The sequence below is a fragment of the Nocardia crassostreae genome, from assembly GCF_001613405.1.
In the GTDB taxonomy this organism is placed as follows: Bacteria; Actinomycetota; Actinomycetes; order Mycobacteriales; family Mycobacteriaceae; genus Nocardia; species Nocardia crassostreae.
Window position 1 is genome coordinate 219,358 of sequence record NZ_BDCH01000003.1, and the last position, 16,384, is coordinate 235,741.

Genomic DNA, 16,384 nt, shown 5'->3' on the forward strand with positions numbered 1-16,384 from the left:
GAACAGGTTCCTGTGGGATGTGCCACAGGTTCTGCCGGGTTATCCCGTTGAACGGGCCCGGCGGTGGCATTCGAATCCATAACCGGTTACCGCACCTCATGATCGGCCGGGCGCGCGGCCGCGTACGCCTTCGCCCAGCGATAGTCGGGTTTACCGCTCGGGGTGCGTCCCACCGTGTCCGCGATCCAGATGCGCCGCGGCACCTTGTATCCGGCCAGGTGCGCCCGCACATGTCGTTCGAGGTCGGCGAAGTCCACACCGCCCGCACCGGTGGAGACGATGGCGGCCACCTGCTGGCCCCAGCGTTCGTGCGGTATGCCGATGACGACCGCGTCGTAGACGCGGGTGTGCGCCTTGACGATGGCCTCGACCTCTTCGGGAAATACCTTCTCCCCACCGGTATTGATGACCATGTTCCCGCGCCCGATGAGCGTGACCGACCCGTCCGCCTCGACCCGGGCGCGATCATCGGTGATGACCATGCGCACCCCGTCCACGGTGCGGAAGAGCTTGTCGGTCTTGGCCGGATCCTTGTAATACCCGATGGGCACATTGCCGGTCTTGGCCACCCAGCCCTCGCCCCCGGGCGCCACCGCATGCCCGGCGTCGTCGACGACCACCGCGCCGCGGCCCACGCTCACCCGCGGCCCGCGCCCCGGATCGTCGTCCTTCTGCGCGAAACCGATTCCCCCGAACCCGGTTTCGGAGGACCCGATGGATTCGGTGATCAGCGTCGACGGGAACAGTTCCAGCAGTTCGTTCTTCACCGGCTGCGTCAGCTGCGCGGCCCCGGAGCCGATGGAGAACAGCGAGGAGGCGTCCACGGGCGCGGCCCGGTAGGCGTCGACCAGCGGGCGGGCAATGGCGTCGCCGGTGATGACGAGGATGTTCGCCTGTTCGGCCGCCACCACCCGCCAGATCCGCGCCGGATCGAAACGGGGTTCGAAGATCACCGCATGGCCGGACCACAGCGCCGTGAAGGTCGGCATCATGGCGGCGGCGTGAATGAGCGGCGGCAGCACGAACCAGCGCAGCTGCTGAGCCTGGGATCCATTGCGGGACTGCTGATATTCGTCGGCGACCGGTTCACCGGTGTAGAAGTCGATGCCGCCGCCGAGCACCCGCCACATGTCCTCCTGCCGCCACATGACGCCCTTGGGGAGCCCGGTGGTGCCGCCGGTGTACATGATGAACAGGTCGTCGGGACCGCGCGCACCGAAATCACGGTCCGGGGAACCGCTTTCGAGCGCCTGCTCGTAGCCGACCGACCGGCTGGCGAGTCCGGCTCCGCCTTGATCGTCCTCGACCACCAGCGCGTGCCGCAGCTTCGGCAGTTGCGGCCGGACCTCCTCGATGAGCGGTGCGTAGCAGCGGTGGTGGACCACCATCTCCAGATCGGCATTGTCGTAGACGTGGCGCAGTTCCTCGGCCCGGTACCGATAGTTGATATTGATCGGCACCGCGCGAATCTTGAAGCAGCCCAACAGTGTTTCGAGAGTCTCGATGCTGTTGTGCATATGGAACCCGATATGCGTGCCCGGCCCGGCCCCGGCGGCGGCCAGATGGTGCGCCAGCCGATTGGCGCGCCGGTCGAGTTCGGCGAAGGTGAGCCGCCGCCCGGCCTGCACCACCGCGGTCCGGTTGGGTACCGCATCGGCGGCGTGTTCGAAGAGGTCGGCGAAATTACACGCCATGACTGCTCCTGGTGCTACAGAACGGTGAGTGGCAGGGGAATGCCTCGATCGGTGAAGGTGAAGGCGGCCCCGGAGCTGAAGCGGGTGACGGCGACCTCCGGCGCTTCCGGAAAGGCCGACTCCGCGAGCGCGATCCCGAGGGTCAGCGCCGCGTCATCGACGGCCCGGACCCGGACTTCGAAGCGTGGATTCACCCCGCGCACCAGTGCATTCAGCGCGTCGAGATGTTCGGCGTCGACGAGCGCCGCCCAGGCCCCGTCGGCGACCGCGCCGCAGTCGCGGCCCAGCCGGAGCTCCACGACCCGATCGCCACCGTGCACTTCGCTCGATACCTCGGCCCGCACATACGGCGCGGGATTGAAGGCCGGATGCAGCCGCAACACCTTGGCCAGCGCGGCCGCGTCATCGCCGAGCCCGAGGGCGGTGCGGATCCGTTCGGAGGTCAGCCCGGCGATGCCCGTGAACTGCTTGCGCGCGATTTCCACCGCGACCTCGGGTCGCGCCCGCGCAGCCACGGCGACGCGGAAGCCCAGGGTGAGCAGATGATGTTGCAGGGCAATCTCGTCCGCGATCCGAATGAGCGCCGTGCGGGAGAATTCGCCCCAGGGCACATCGCTGAGCAACGGCCCCGAATAGTCGTGCAGCCCTGGCACTTCGGCGTCGATGGCACCGAGTTCCATACGTGCCGCGTGAGATTCCGCGAGCACCGACTCCGCACCCACGAGCGGTTCGCCTCCCGGATCGATGGTCACCGTCCACGCGCACACCGGCGTCCGATCGGCGGGCGCCCGCGGCGGCCGGTGCACCGGCCGCACCCGCGCATACGGATTCGTCGCCATGGCCGTCGCGTCGAAGGTCGGATCCTCGATGTGATGGCACATGGCCACCACGTACTCCTCCCCTATCGGCTCCACATCCGCCAGCGCGCCGCAGTGATCGAGGTGGAATTCCCCGTGATCGTGGTCGTGCACCCGGAACCGGAAGTCCATGAACTGCGGCGGTGCGCCGATATCGAACTGGAAGCATTTGAAGATGGCGTCCACGCCATCCCCGGTGATGCCCAGCGCTTTTCGCAGTCGCCGCGTGTACACCGGGCTGGCCAGCCGCCACTCTTCGATCGCGACCTCGGTCATACCCTCGCGCCCGAAGGCCCCGATGGCGTGCGCCATACCGGACCGGTCGATCAGGTGCCCGCACAACAGCAGTTCCGGCACCAGCACCGCCAGCTCGGATCGCGACAGGGCCGCGTATCGACTGCTCACCACAGCGGGACCGGCCCCTCCCCCACCCGATACCAGCCGGGCAGCCGCTTACCGGTCATGGACCGTTCGATGCGCTGTTGCATGCCGTCGGAGAGTGCGTTGTCCGACATCATCTCCACGAAAAGCGCTGTCACATTGCCGAAGTCGAAGAAGTCCCGCTGCCAGCTCCACTGCCCGTTGCCGCCGTAGCGGAACCAGCTGCCGCCGATGCCCTCCGGGCTGTAGGGCCGCCCGTCCGGTCGCGACTTCTCATTGACCTGCTTCCAGAATCCGATGACACTGCCGCGGCGTTCGTCCACCACGAAGTCCTGATACGGGTAGGTCCAGCCCTCCAGCCCGAACATTTCCTGATCGAGCGCGAGATCGCGGATCTCGTCCCGGCCGACGGCCATGAATTCCTGTGCGGGGCCGTAGTTCCAGCCGTAGGTGGCGGCCTCGGTGTAGAAGTCGGCGAGCGGTTTCCAGTCGCCGAGCGCCTCGCAGCGCTTGTTCTCCTCGATCCAGCGCTCGATCATGTCGTCGAGTTCGGCGCGTTCCCAGCCCATGGCGGCCTCTTTCAATCGTCGAGCAGGGACAGCGCCTGCGTCGGGCAGTAGCGGACGGCGAGCCGCGCCGCCGCCAGATCGGTTCCGGGATCGGCGCGCAGTATCCGCACCTGTCCCTGTTTGGGTACTTCGAACAGCTCGGGGGCTTCGTCCTGACAGACGGCATGCCCCTGGCACAGCTCGAGATCGACGACGAGACGCATTTACTTCCCTCCCGAATCCTGTTCCCGCAGGGGCGCTTCCGGCTGCACCTCGACGAGCACGAGATGCGCGCCGCGCGGCGTGGACACCACGGCCGTGACCGCCGCGGCGATATCGGAGGCCCGCAGGAGATACGGATGCCGGGCGAAACCCCATTTCACCCAGTCCTCCAGCAGCGGCCCCACCACCTCGGGCGTGGCCGTCATGCCCATTCCGGTCTGGGTCTGGCCGGGTCGCACGATGGACGCGCGCACCCCGGTGCCCTCCAGTTCCATGCGCAGTTGCCGGGCGAACGCCTCGACGCCGCTCTTGGCCGCGTTGTACGCCCCGACGCCCGGCCGGGTGTGGTCGGCGCAATCCGAGCCGATGACGACGAAGTCCCCGCGCTGCCGCTCGACCATGCCGGGCACGAGGCGATGCGCGAGCCGCTGCGCGCCGACCAGATGGACCAGGATCTGCGCCTGGAAGACCTCCGGATCCATGGTCCAGCCGTGCGAGAACTCCAGATCACCGGCGCCGGAAATGACGATTTCCAGTGGTCCGAGCGCCTTTTCGGCGGCCGTCACGAACTCGTCGACCGAGGCGCCGTCGCCGACATCCAGCCGATGCGCGAAGGCCTCGCCCCCGTCGGCGCGGATCTTCTCGGCGAGCGTCTCGCAGACGTCCACGCGGCGCGCGCCCAGCGCGACCGGATATCCGAGTTCGGCGAGGGCGACGGCGGTGGCGGCCCCAATCCCGGAGGACGCGCCCGCAATGAGCGCGGGCCGCCGGTGCGGGTGTGGTGCGAAGCGAGGCATTACCGCACCTCCACGGATACCGGCAGTTTGGCGAATCCGCGCACATTGACCGAGTGCACGCGCTCGGCCCCGGCTTCGCCGACACCGTAGGCCCGCACCCGGGAAGCGAACTCCCGCAAGATGATCGCCGATTCCAGCCGAGCCAGATGCGCGCCGAGGCAGAAGTGCACGCCGCGCCCGAAACTGATCAGCCCGCCCTTGTCCGCCCGCTCGATGTCGTATCGATCCGGCTCGTGGAAGGCTGCCGCATCGCGATTGGCGGATCCGACCAGCAACAGGACCTTCGACCCCTGGGGGATCGTCCGCCCGTAGTACTCCAGATCCACCGCTGCCGTCCGCGCCAGGATCTGCGAGGACGCGTCGTATCGCAGCGTCTCGTCCACCCAGCCCTCGACCAGTTCCGGATGCGCCACGACCTTGGCGTACTGCTCCGGATTGCGCCCGGCCCAATACAGCGCGTTCCCCAGCAGTTTCGTGGTCGTCTCGTTTCCCGCGACCACCATGAGGAACATGAACCCGATGATTTCGTTCTCGGTGAGCCGGTCCCCATCGGCCTCGGCCGCCACCAGCGCGGAGGTCAGATCCGAGGTGGGCCGCTTGCGCCGCGCGGCGACCATCTCGGCGTAATAGCCGATCAGGTGCAGCGAGGCTTCCATGGCGGCGACGGGCACATCGAGCACGCCCTCTTCGCGGTGCACGAGAATATCGGCGAGCCTGCGCAATTTGGCCCGGTCGGCCTCGGGCACTCCGAGCAGTTCGGAGATGACGTCCATCGGCAGCTTGCCCGCGACCTCGTCTATCCAGTCGAAACTCCCACTGGCCAGGGCGGGTTCGAGATGCCGCAGCGTGATCTCCCGGATCCGCTCGCTCATCTCGTTCACCCGCCGCGGCGTGAAGCCCTGGTACACCAGCTTGCGCAGGCGCAGATGTCCCGGATCGTCCATGGCCAGGAAGGACATGGTGCGATGCGCGTGCGGCCCCCAGGCGGCCGGATCCAGCGATACCCCATTGGCGCTGGACAGCCGCGCGTCGTCGCGGAACCCGGCGGTCACGTCGGCATGCCGTGACAAGGCCCAGAAGTCCAGCCCGGGATTGTGATAGAGCGGCGCTTCGGTGCGCAGCCGCTCGTAGACCGGATACGGATCCTCGTGAACGCCGTAGTCGTAAGGGTCGAAGAGCAGCGGCTCGAGGGAGGCTGCGGTCATCGTCTCTGCACCTCGTTTTCGATAACGCGTTCAGCGGCAGCACGGAACGCCCGGCAGCTATGGGGACACGTAGCTGGACATGCGTCTGTACGGCACTAGCGCGGCTGGTCCCTGACAACGGAATCCAGAATTTGGCCGGAAACGGGAATGGCCGGAAAACGCCATTTCTGAAACATGTTCTTGCGCGCCTGGAAGTACCGAACCTATAGTCCGTACATGTGTCCGGACAGCATGGGAGCTACCGATGAGCTCGAGCAGTCTCGTTCCCGACGGCAACTCCGCGCTGCTGATCGGCGGCAAACTCGTGCCCGGCCGGGCCGGGGTGTTTCCCACCGTCAATCCGGCCGACGGCACCGTGCTCGGCCATGCGGCCAATGCCGATGCCGCCGATATGGACGCCGCCATCGCCGCCGCGCGCACGGCCTTCGACACCACGGGCTGGAGCCGCGATCCCGGTTTCCGGGCGCGCTGCCTGCGCCAATTGCGCGATGCGCTGCGGGCCAATATCGAGGAGCTGCGCGAGATCACCATTGCCGAGGCCGGGGCGCCCCGCATGCTCACCGGCGGGCCGCAGCTCGAGGGCCCGGTCGGCGATCTCGGGTATTTCGCGGATCTGGCTGAGAACTACAGCTGGGAAACCGATCTCGGCGTCGCCGCGCCCATGGGCATCAAGAGCAGCAGGCGGCTGCGGCGCGAACCCGTCGGCGTGGTCGGGGCCATCACCCCCTGGAACTTCCCGCATCAGATCAATTTCGCCAAGCTCGGCCCGGCGTTGGCGGCGGGCACCACGGTGGTGCTCAAGCCCGCGCCCGATACGCCCTGGTGCGCGGCCGCGGTCGGCCGGATCATGGCCGAACAGACCGATATTCCCGCCGGTGGGGTCAATATCGTCACCGGCGACGACCATGCGCTGGGCGCGCAGCTCGTCACCGATCCCCGGGTGGACATGATCACCTTCACCGGGTCGACGCAGACCGGGCGGGCGGTCATGGCCGCGGCCGCGGCATCGTTGAAGAAGGTCTTCCTGGAGCTGGGCGGCAAATCGGCGTTCATAGTCCTCGACGACGCGGATCTCGCCGCGGCGGTGGCCTATGCGGCCTTCGGGGTCTGCGTACACGCGGGCCAGGGCTGCGCGATCAACACCCGGCTGCTGGTGCCGCGCGAACGCCACGATGAAGCCGTCGAGATCGCGGCCCGTACCCTCGGCAATATCCGGCCCGGCCCGCCCGGCAAGCCCGGAACCGTCTGCGGCCCACTGATTTCCGAACGCCAGCGCGAGCGTGTCGAGCGGTATCTGGACCTCGCGTGCGCCGCGGGCGGAACCATTGTCACCGGCGGCAAGCGCCCGGACCTCGACGGCTACTACCTCGAACCGACTCTCATCGCGGGCCTGCCGAATTCGGCGGCTACAAGCAGTCCGGCATCGGACGGGAGATGGGCGTCGCCGGATTCGAGGAATACACCGAGACCAAGCTCATCGCGACCGGCGTCTGAAGGAGTGCAGCACATGGCCCGATTCACGGATAGATCCGTCATAGTCACCGGAGCCGCCCAGGGCATCGGGGCGGTGTACGCGCAGGCCCTGGCCGCCGAGGGCGCGAAAGTCGTTGTCGCCGACATCGATGCCGAGCGCGGCGCGGAGGTCGCCAAGCAGATCACCGCCGACGGCGGCACCGCCGTATTCCATCCCGTCGACGTCGCCGATCCCGAGGCCGCGGCCGCCGTCGCGGAGTTCACCGTGAACGAGTTCGGCGGCATCGACCATCTGGTCAACAATGCCGCCATCTACGGCAGCATGAAGCTCGATCTGCTGCTCACCGTGCCCTGGGACTACTACAAGAAATTCATGGGCGTGAACCTGGACGGCGCGCTGAACATGACCCGGGCGGTCTGGCCGCACATGTCGGCGCGCGGCGGATCCATCGTGAACCAGTCCTCCAATGCCGCCTGGCTGTACTCCGGGTTCTACGGCGTGGCCAAGGCCGGAATCAACAGCCTCACCCAGCAATTGGCGCACGAACTGGGCGGATCGAACATCCGCATCAATGCCATCGCCCCCGGGCCCACCGATACCGAGGCCACCCGCACCAAGGTGCCGGGCAGCATTGTCGATCTCATGGTCCAGCAGATGGCCATCAAACGCCTCGGGACGCCGCAGGATCTGGTGGGCGCGTACCTGTATCTGCTCTCCGACGAAGCGCGGTGGGTGACGGGGCAGGTGCTCACCGTCGACGGCGGGCAAGTCTTCCGGCCATGAGCGAAATACGGGAATTCACAGTAGGTTTCATCGGCCTGGGCAATATGGGCGCGCCCATGGCCCGGCGACTGCTCGATTGGCCGGGCGGGTTGGTGGTGTGCGATACGCGGGCGGAAGCCGTGGTGCCCTTCACCGAAGGCGGCGCGGTGCGGGCGATCTCGGCGGCCGAGGTCGCCGAGCGCTGCGCGGTGGTCTCGGTGGCGGTGCTCGACGATGCCCAGGTGCGCGCGGTGGTGGCGGGACCGAACGGACTGTTGCAGACGGCCAAGCCGGGCACTGTGATCGCGGTCCACTCCACCATTGCCGATGCCACCGCGGTACGGCTGGCCGCCGAATGCGCGGAAGTCGGAGTGGAATTCGTGGACGCTCCCATCAGCGGCGGCGCACCGGCCGCGCAGCGGGGCGCGCTCGCGGTCATGGTGGGCGGTACCGAGACGGCCTTCGCGGCCGTGCGAGAACCGTTCTTCCGCTTCGGCTCACTCATCGTGCACGCCGGTCCGGTCGGCGCTGGCACTCGAATGAAGCTGGCCCGCAACCTCATGCACTTCGTGGCCTTCACCGCGGCCGCGGAGGCGCAGCGGCTGGCCGAGTCCGCGGGCCTGGACATCACCGAACTCGGCAAGGTGGTCCGGCATTCCGATTCGCACACCGGCGGACCGGGCTCGATCATGCTGCGCGACAGCACCGCGCCGGTCGCCGCGGACGACTTCTGGTTCCCCATCCTCAGCCACGTCCGCAATCTCGGCGAGAAGGATCTGGCGCTGGCCCTCGATCTGGGTCGTCGGCTGGGCGTGGATCTTCCTCTGGCACAACAGTCCCTGCACCGCCTCGGCGACGACCTCGGAGTCGGTCCCGGCGATATCGCGAAGGAGCGACAATGAGCACAGCATCGCGTAGCGATTCCGTGGGGGGTGGTGGTCGGGCGACGGGTGGGCCCGACGAGCGCAGGCAGCGCGGTCTGAAGAAGATGACCGAGGTGTACGGCTGGGAGTTCCAGGACGGCCCGGGCGCGCACTTCGGGGTCACCGCCGACCATCTCTTCGCCGATATCTGGTCCCGCCCCGGCCTTTCCATTCGCGACCGACGCCTGCTGCTGCTCGGCGCGCTCACCGCACAGGGCCTGTTCGATATCGCGGAGATCCAGATCGGGGCGGCGCTGCGCAATGAGGAACTCGACGAGGAGCAGCTGCGGGAGATCGCGCTGTTCCTCTGCCACTAGGCGGGCTGGCCCGCCGGGACCAAGCTCGACGGCGTCGTCGGAAAGGTCATCGCCCAGGACAAGAAGTCCCGCAAGCACTAGGTTCTCCGCAGTATTCCCTTTCACCAGTTAGGAATTCAGATGCAATGGCCGAAACCGCAACCGTGCGACCGCTCCGGTCCAGCGAGGTGAGCACCTGGGACCTCCAGGCCGATGTGGTCGTCGTCGGCTTCGGCGTCGCCGGGGCCTGCGCCGCCATCGAGTCCGCCCGCGCGGGCGCCGACACCCTCGTCCTGGAGCGCACCGGCGGCTGGGGCGGCGCGGCCGCGATGTCCGGCGGCTTCATCTACCTGGGCGGCGGGACGGCGTTGCAGCAGAAACTCGGCTTCGAGGACACCGCCTAGAACATGGAGGCGGCCCTGGGCCCGGGCGTGGACAAGGCCAAGATCCACGACTACTGCCAGGGCAGCGTCGAGCACTTCGATTGGTTGGTGGCGCAGGACGTTCCGTTCAAGGAGGAATTCTGGGGCGAGCCCGGTTACGAGCCGCCGGGCGATCAGGGCCTCATGTACTCCGGCGGCGAGAACGCCGCCCCGTTCAACGCCATTGCTGATCCGGCCCCGCGCGGGCATCTGGCCTGGACCAAGGACAAGAAGCTGGGTGAGAAGGGCGGCGGCTACATGCTCATGGAGCCGCTCGCCCAGACCGCCGAAAAGCTCGGCGTCCGGCACGAATACGACGTGCGGCTGCGACGGCTGATCGTCGACGACAGCGGCCGCGTGGTCGGCGTGGCCGCCACCCGCTACGGCAAGCCGGTGCATGTGCGCGCCGAACGCGGCGTGGTGCTGGCCACCGGCAGTTTCGCCTACGCCCACGACATGGTGGAGCAGTTCGCGCCCAAGATCCTCGGCCGCCCGGCCGCCACGGTGGAGGAGCACGACGGCATCGGCATCCGGGTCGCCCAGGCGCTCGGCGCCGATCTGGCGCACATGGACGCCACCGAGGTCGCGCTGGTGGCGGATCCGCAGGTGGTGGTGCGCGGCATTCTGGTCAACGGCCGCGGGCAGCGCTTCATCACCGAGGACACCTATCCGGGCCGCATGGGCCAGGCGGTCTTGCAGGATCAGGACAACCAGGCGTATCTGATCATCGACGAGACCGCGCTGGAGGCGGCCTTCGAGACCAAGTCGTCCATGTCCTTCCTGCGCATCGCGCCGACCTGGGTGGCGGAGACGGTGGCGGAGCTGGAAAACGATATGGGGCTGCCGGAGAACACCCTGCAGGCCACCCTCGATCTGTACAACCATCACGCCGAAAAGGGCGAGGATCCGTTCCTGCACAAGAAGCCCGAATGGGTGAAGCCCATCGGCGCCCCGCTGGGCGCCTACGACCTGCGCGGCTACACCGGCGGTTTCACCCTCGGCGGACTGCGCACCGATCTGGATTCCCGGGTGCTGCACGTGGACGGGGAACCGATTCCCGGACTGTACGCGGCGGGCCGGGTCACCTCGGGCATCTGCACCGGCGGCTACGCCAGCGGCTGCTCCCTGGGTGACGGCAGCTTCTACGGTCGGCGCGCGGGTGTGACCGCCGCCAAGGGCAACTGAGAGGGAGTGCGGCACATGCGTTTCGGCATCGTCCTGTTCACCAGCGACCGGGGCATTACGCCCGCGGCCGCCGCGAAGGCCGCGGAGGAGCGGGGCTTCCAGTCGTTCTTCGTGCCCGAGCACACCCATATCCCGGTGAAAAGGGAAGCGGCGCATCCGGGTACGGGTTCGGCCGAGCTGCCCGACGACCGGTACACGCGCACGCTGGACCCGTGGGTGTCACTGGGCACGGCGGCCGCGGTGACCTCGCGGATCGAATTGTCCACGGCGGTGGCGCTGCCGACGGAGAGCGATCCGATCACCCTGGCCAAGACCATCGCGACGCTCGATCACCTGTCCGGCGGACGCGTGACCGTCGGCGCCGGATTCGGCTGGAACACCGATTAACTCGCCGATCACGGCGTGCCCGGCAACAAGCGGCGCACGGTGCTGCGCGAGTACATGGAGGCCATGCAGGCGCTGTGGACGCAGGAGGAGGCCAGCTACTCCGGTGAGTTCGTCTCCTTCGGGCCGAGCTGGGCCTGGCCGAAACCGGTACAGGCGCACGTGCCGCTGCTGATCGGCGCGGGCGGCACCGAGAAGACGTTCAAGTGGATCGCGAAATCGGCCGACGGCTGGATCACCACACCGCAGGAATCCGATGTGTCGGCGTCCACCGCGCTGCTGCAGAAGTGCTGGCGGGACGCCGGGCGTGAGGGTGCGCCACGAGTGGTCGCACTGGACTTCAAGCCCGACCCGGAACGCCTGGCGCGCTGGGCCGAGGCGGGCGTGACCGATGTGCTGTACGGACTTCCGGACAAGCCCGAGGCCGATGTCCTGGCGTATCTGGACCGCCTGGCGGCCAAGCTGGAACCGCTCGGACTGACTCGCTGAGTCCGCCTCTCTTCTCCAAATCCACTCCCTCCCATCTGTGATCCGGAGGCGCGGGGCCGGGCCCCACCTCCGTGGAAAGGCTGTGACGTGCTGCGTATCGCCCTGCTGTCCTATCGCAGCAAAACCCACTGCGGGGGCCAGGGGGTGTACGTCCGGTATCTCAGCCAGGGGCTGGCGGAGCTCGGGCACCGGGTCGAGGTGTTCTCGGGGCAGCCGTATCCGGAGCACCTGGCTCCCCGGGTGCGCCTCACCGAGGTGCCGAGCCTGGACCTGTACCGGGAACCCGATCCGTTCCGGACGCCGCGCCCGGGCGAGATCCGCGATCGGATCGATCTGCTCGAGCTGGCGACCATGTGGACGGCCGGATTCCCGGAACCGCGCACCTTCAGCCTGCGGGCGGCCCGGCTGCTGCGCGAGCGGGCGGCGGATTTCGACGTGGTGCACGACAATCAGTGCCTCGGCACCGGATTGCTGGATATCGCGGCGCATCTGCCGCTGGTGGCGACCATCCACCATCCGATCACCCGGGACCGGGCGGTGGATCTGGCGGCGGCGCCGTGGCGGCGGAAGCCGTTCGTGCGCCGGTGGTACGGATTCCTGGGCATGCAGCAGCGGGTGGCGCGCGCGATTCCGGACCTGATCACGGTGTCGTCGTCCGCGGCGGCCGATATCGCCGCCGATTTCGCGGTGTCGCCGCAACAGCTGCGGACGGTCCCGCTGGGCGTGGACACCGAGCTGTTCCGGCCGCGCGAATCCGGGCGCGTGCGCGGGCGCATCGTCGCGGTGGCCAGCGCGGACAAGCCGCTGAAAGACATCGCGCATCTGCTGAATGCCATTGCACGGCTGCGGCATACCCACGATCTGGAATTGCGGCTTGTCGCCAGGCTGGAACCCAACGGGCCCACCGAGAAGCTCATTGCCGAACTCGGCATCTCCGATATCGTCACCGCCGCAGGCGGATTGGGCGACGAGGAACTGGCGCGGCTGCTCGGTTCGGCGGAGATCGCCTGTATTCCTTCCATGTACGAAGGCTTTTCGCTGCCGCCGTGGAGGCCATGGCCAGCGGGACGCCGCTGGTCGCCAGCCGGGAGGGGGCGCTGCCGGAGGTGACCGGGGATTGCGCGGAACTGGTCGAGCCGGGCAATGTGGACGAGCTGACGCGGGTGCTCGGCGAATTGCTGGATTCCCCGGATCGACTGCGCCGCATGGGGATCGCGGGGCGGCGCCGCGCCCTGGACGTCTTCAGCTGGGAGGCGGTCGCCGCGCGGACGGTCTCGGTCTACGAACAGGCCATTGCCCGGCACCTCATCCGCCCGGCCATCGCGACGGTCGGCGCGCCCCGGTGATCATCGACGAGCCCTGCCAGGAGGCACACCCATGCTGACCGTCGACTTCGACCGTCTCGGTATCGAACCCGGCGTCCGCGTCATCGACGTCGGCTGCGGCGCCGGGCGGCATTCCTTCGAGGCGTGTCGCCGCGGCGCGGATATCGTCGCCTTCGATCAGAACGCCGAGGATCTGGCCGGGGTGGCGGCCATGTTCGAGGCCATGGCCGCGGCCGGGGAGGCGCCCGATTACGCCAAGGCGGAGACGGTGCGCGGTGACGCGCTCGACCTGCCCTACGGCGACGGCGAATTCGATGTCGTCATCGCCTCGGAGATCCTCGAGCATATCCCGCACGATATGCAGGCCATCTCGGAACTGGTGCGAGTACTGAAACCCGGTGGCGCACTGGCGGTCACGGTGCCGCGCTGGCTGCCCGAGCGCATCTGCTGGGCGCTGTCGGACGAGTATCACGCCAATGAGGGCGGTCACGTCCGCATCTATCGGGCCGATCAGCTCCGTGACAAGGTCACCGCGCACGGGCTGCGCCACCGTCACACGGCCCACGCGCACGCGCTGCACGCGCCGTACTGGTGGTTGAAATGCGCCGTCGGCGTATCCGCGGACAAGCATCCCCTGGTGTCCATGTATCACCGAATGCTGGTGTGGGACATGATGTCCGCGCCCGCGCTGACCCGGGTCACCGAGCGGCTGCTGGATCCGTTCATCGGAAAGAGCGTGGCCCTGTACTTCACCAAGCCGAAGTCCGTGAGCCGCCGTGCCGGTCTCTGAACTACCCGCCGTCCCCGGCGTCCTCGGCGCCCGAGACTATCTGCGCACCGCCGAAACCATCGCCGCCGCACAGGAACCCGATGGCGCCATCCCCTGGTTCACCGGCGGCCACACCGATCCGTGGGATCACCTCGAGAACGCCATGGCGCTCACCACCGCCGGTCTCCTGGACGAGGCCCGCGCCGCCTACATCTGGTCCGCCAAGACCCAGCGCGGCGACGGCTCCTGGCCCATGCAGTTCCGCGACGGTCGTATCGAGAACCACGACGCCGACACCAACTTCTGCGCCTATATCGCCACCGGGGTCCTGCACTTCCTGCTCAGCACCGAAGACGACGACTTCGCCGCCGAAATGTGGCCGGTCGTCCGCGCCGCTCTGGAATTCGTACTCCGATTCCAAGGCGACCGCGGTGAAATCCACTGGTCCTGCGGCCCGGACGGCAGCACCGGCGAGGCCCTGCTCACCAGCTCCTCCAGCATCTTCCACAGCCTGCGGTGCGGTATGCGCCTGGCCGAGCGCATGGGCAATCCCCAACCCCGCTGGGAGACAGCGGCACAACGCCTCGGCCGCGCCCTGCGCGAGCACCCGGAGGCCTTTCTCGACAAGAGCCGCTACTCCACGGACTGGTACTACCCGGTCCTGAGCGGAGCGATCCGCGGCGAGGCGGGATACACCCGAATCAATGCCGGTCGGTCTGATTTCGTGGTCCCGGACCTCGGCATCCGCTGCGTTTCCGACCAACCCTGGGTGACCGGAGCGGAAACCTGCGAGCTCGTCCTGGCCCTGGACGCCTTGGGCGACAGCGACCGCGCCCTGCGGCTGTTCACCGATATGCAGCACCTCCGCGAAATCGACGGCTCCTATTGGACGGGCCTGGTCTTCGCGGACGGCAAGCGCTGGCCGGAGGAACGCACCACCTGGACCGCCGCCGCCATGCTCCTGGCCGCCGACGCCCTGACCCGGACAACCCCCGCCAACGGCATCTTTCGGGACGTCAACTCCTGAACCACCCCCGTCCCGCCGGGCTATGCTCACGCCGTGGGCGGCGTGCACGACGGTCCGGAGCAGTATCCCGGCTGGGATCGCGTGCGCTATCCGTCGGACTATCCGGTCGACTCCGCGGACCGCCCGGGGCCTGAGGCCACCCCGCCGCACCCGCTGTCCCGGCCCGCCTTTCCACCGCTGCCGCCGATTCCGCCGATGGCGCAGCCCACGGCCGTCTTCGTGGCACGCGACGATACCGCGCCGCTACTGGCCCGGGCGCTTGCCGAACGCGTGCTGTTCCACTGGACATTCGTGGTCTCGATGGGGATTTCGTGGTTGGCGCTGCTACCCGCCACCTGGTATTTCTGGGGCGTTCCGGGCATTGCGGCCGCCGCGATGGTGATCGCGGCGACGCTCGCGGGGCGGCTGATGCGGCGCGGGCCGTTCGCCAGGCAACTCCAGCGGGCGTACGACGGCTTCGCCGCCCCGGGCATGGTCATTGCCGCCCGGTTCGGTCCGGATGCGTGCGATATTCAGCGGGCGGACTCGTTCCAGCGGATTCGATACGACCGTATTCGCGGTATCCACACGACCGACGCGGTCGTGCTGCTGCGCACCGGCGGTGGCTACCAGCCGTTCCCCGGTGAGCTGTTTCCCGAGCAGGCGCGCGACCTCATCCGGCAGCCGCATCCGGCGCCGCCGCTGCCGCCGATTCCACCTTTGGACCAACCAACAGCGGTGTTCGTCGCGGGTCCCGGCACCGTGCGTGATCTCGTGAAAGCGGTGATGCGGCAGACCAATAGCGATCTCGCCGTGCTCCTGGGAATCGCCCTCATGGTGCTCGTCCCGATCACGGCATTCACCGCCGGGCCGGTCGGCGCACTGACCGCCGTGGTCCTTGCCGCACTCGCCGTCCTGGGCCGCCTGATCTGGACCATCCCGGCCACCCGGCGATCGGAACGCGACGTCGCCGACTACGCCGCCCCGGGGCAGACCCTGGCCACCAGATTCGGCTCCGACACGGTCGAGATCCACACGGCAACGGGCCGCACGCGCATCCCTTACGCCAGCCTGCGACTACTGCGGGTGCGCGACAGCGCCGTCATCCTGCTGCACGGGCCGCTGATCGCCTATCCGCGGGAACTCTTCCCCGACATCGCCATCGATTACATCCGCACGATCCGGCCCGAACTGGCGCGCTAGTTGCAGGCGGCGGTGCGCTGGAGGATGCGGAGGGAGCCGGTGGCGGACAGTTCGCGGAATTTTCCGCTGTCGAGGGCGCGGCGGTAGATGTGGAAGGGGGCTTGGCCGCCGTCGGCGGGGTCGGAGAAGACGTCGTGGATGGCCAGTAGGCCGCCGCCCGCTATCCAGTGGACCCAGTTGTCGTAGTCGCGCTGGGCAGCTTCCTCGGTGTGGCCGCCGTCGATGAAGAGCAGGCGCAGAGGGGTGCGCCAGTGGCGGGCGGCTGCGGTGGAAGAGCCTATGACGCCGAGGACGGCGTCCGTGAGGCCCGCGCGAATCATGGTGCGGCGGAAGGCGGTTACGGTGTCGAAGACGCCGGTTTCGGGGTCGACCAGGGTGGTGTCGTGGTACTCCCAGCCGGGCTGGTGTTCCTCCGAACCGGAATGATGGTCGACGGTGTAGA

12 protein-coding genes and 5 pseudogenes are annotated in these 16,384 nt (G+C 68.3%); 10 read left to right on the forward strand and 7 right to left on the reverse strand.

From position 1 onward, the window contains the following. Nucleotides 1-86: 86 nt before the first annotated feature. The 6 genes from NC4_RS02320 to NC4_RS02345 are packed head-to-tail and all read right to left on the reverse strand — an operon-like array spanning nucleotide 87 to nucleotide 5,704. Nucleotides 87-1,694 (reverse strand): acyl-CoA synthetase, encoded by a 1,608-nt coding sequence (locus NC4_RS02320; protein ID WP_067531621.1) that lies wholly within the window; start codon nucleotides 1,692-1,694, stop codon nucleotides 87-89. A gap of 14 nt (nucleotides 1,695-1,708) precedes the next feature. After that, nucleotides 1,709-2,959: a hypothetical protein gene (locus tag NC4_RS02325; protein ID WP_067531623.1), complete on the reverse strand. Its 1,251-nt coding sequence runs from the start codon at nucleotides 2,957-2,959 to the stop codon at nucleotides 1,709-1,711. Further along, nucleotides 2,953-3,501, reverse strand: a complete 549-nt coding sequence (locus NC4_RS02330) for a nuclear transport factor 2-like protein (RefSeq protein WP_067531625.1) — start codon at nucleotides 3,499-3,501, stop codon at nucleotides 2,953-2,955. Before NC4_RS02330 ends, NC4_RS02325 begins: the two co-directional genes overlap by 7 nt. Before the next feature lie 11 nt (nucleotides 3,502-3,512). Next, a complete protein-coding gene (locus tag NC4_RS02335; protein WP_067531627.1) occupies nucleotides 3,513-3,704 on the reverse strand; it encodes a ferredoxin in 192 nt (63 codons plus the stop codon). Next, the gene (locus NC4_RS02340; RefSeq protein ID WP_067531629.1) at nucleotides 3,705-4,499 is read right to left on the reverse strand and encodes an SDR family oxidoreductase; all 795 of its coding nucleotides are present in this window, start codon (nucleotides 4,497-4,499) and stop codon (nucleotides 3,705-3,707) included. It abuts the gene before it with no gap. Beyond that, entirely contained in the window at nucleotides 4,499-5,704 is a 1,206-nt protein-coding gene (locus NC4_RS02345) for a cytochrome P450 (RefSeq protein ID WP_067531631.1), read from the reverse strand. Before NC4_RS02345 ends, NC4_RS02340 begins: the two co-directional genes overlap by 1 nt. Nucleotides 5,705-5,948: 244 nt before the next feature. Between NC4_RS02345 and NC4_RS02350 the strand changes: the two are divergent. The 10 genes and pseudogenes from NC4_RS02350 to NC4_RS02395 all read left to right on the forward strand — a co-directional run bounded on the left by NC4_RS02350 (nucleotide 5,949) and on the right by NC4_RS02395 (nucleotide 15,942). Next, a pseudogene (locus tag NC4_RS02350) lies at nucleotides 5,949-7,198 on the forward strand (aldehyde dehydrogenase family protein). Nucleotides 7,199-7,211: 13 nt separating this feature from the next. Next, on the forward strand, nucleotides 7,212-7,961 hold the full coding sequence (locus tag NC4_RS02355; protein ID WP_067531633.1) for an SDR family oxidoreductase: 750 nt from the start codon (nucleotides 7,212-7,214) through the stop codon (nucleotides 7,959-7,961). Further along, on the forward strand, nucleotides 7,958-8,842 hold the full coding sequence (locus NC4_RS02360; protein WP_067531635.1) for an NAD(P)-dependent oxidoreductase: 885 nt from the start codon (nucleotides 7,958-7,960) through the stop codon (nucleotides 8,840-8,842). The genes NC4_RS02355 and NC4_RS02360 overlap by 4 nt, the downstream gene beginning before the upstream one ends. After that, nucleotides 8,839-9,261 (forward strand): annotated as a pseudogene (locus NC4_RS02365) (carboxymuconolactone decarboxylase family protein). Before NC4_RS02360 ends, NC4_RS02365 begins: the two are co-directional and overlap by 4 nt. A 44-nt stretch (nucleotides 9,262-9,305) precedes the next feature. Next, nucleotides 9,306-10,766 (forward strand): annotated as a pseudogene (locus tag NC4_RS02370) (FAD-dependent oxidoreductase). Nucleotides 10,767-10,781: 15 nt separating this feature from the next. Further along, nucleotides 10,782-11,639: pseudogene (locus NC4_RS02375) on the forward strand (LLM class F420-dependent oxidoreductase). Between the two features lie 90 nt (nucleotides 11,640-11,729). After that, nucleotides 11,730-12,985 (forward strand): annotated as a pseudogene (locus tag NC4_RS02380) (glycosyltransferase family 4 protein). 31 nt (nucleotides 12,986-13,016) lie between these two features. Continuing rightward, nucleotides 13,017-13,754: a class I SAM-dependent methyltransferase gene (locus tag NC4_RS02385; protein WP_067531636.1), complete on the forward strand. Its 738-nt coding sequence runs from the start codon at nucleotides 13,017-13,019 to the stop codon at nucleotides 13,752-13,754. Beyond that, entirely contained in the window at nucleotides 13,741-14,760 is a 1,020-nt protein-coding gene (locus tag NC4_RS02390; protein WP_067531638.1) for a prenyltransferase/squalene oxidase repeat-containing protein, read from the forward strand. The genes NC4_RS02385 and NC4_RS02390 overlap by 14 nt, the downstream gene beginning before the upstream one ends. 33 nt (nucleotides 14,761-14,793) lie before the next feature. Next, nucleotides 14,794-15,942, forward strand: a complete 1,149-nt coding sequence (locus NC4_RS02395; RefSeq protein ID WP_067531640.1) for a hypothetical protein — start codon at nucleotides 14,794-14,796, stop codon at nucleotides 15,940-15,942. On the opposite strand, the gene NC4_RS02400 is transcribed toward NC4_RS02395, so the two are convergent. After that, nucleotides 15,939-16,384, reverse strand: a 446-nt coding sequence (locus NC4_RS02400) for a class I SAM-dependent methyltransferase (RefSeq protein WP_067531642.1), incomplete at its 5' end; no start/stop codon positions are given. The genes NC4_RS02395 and NC4_RS02400 overlap by 4 nt on opposite strands.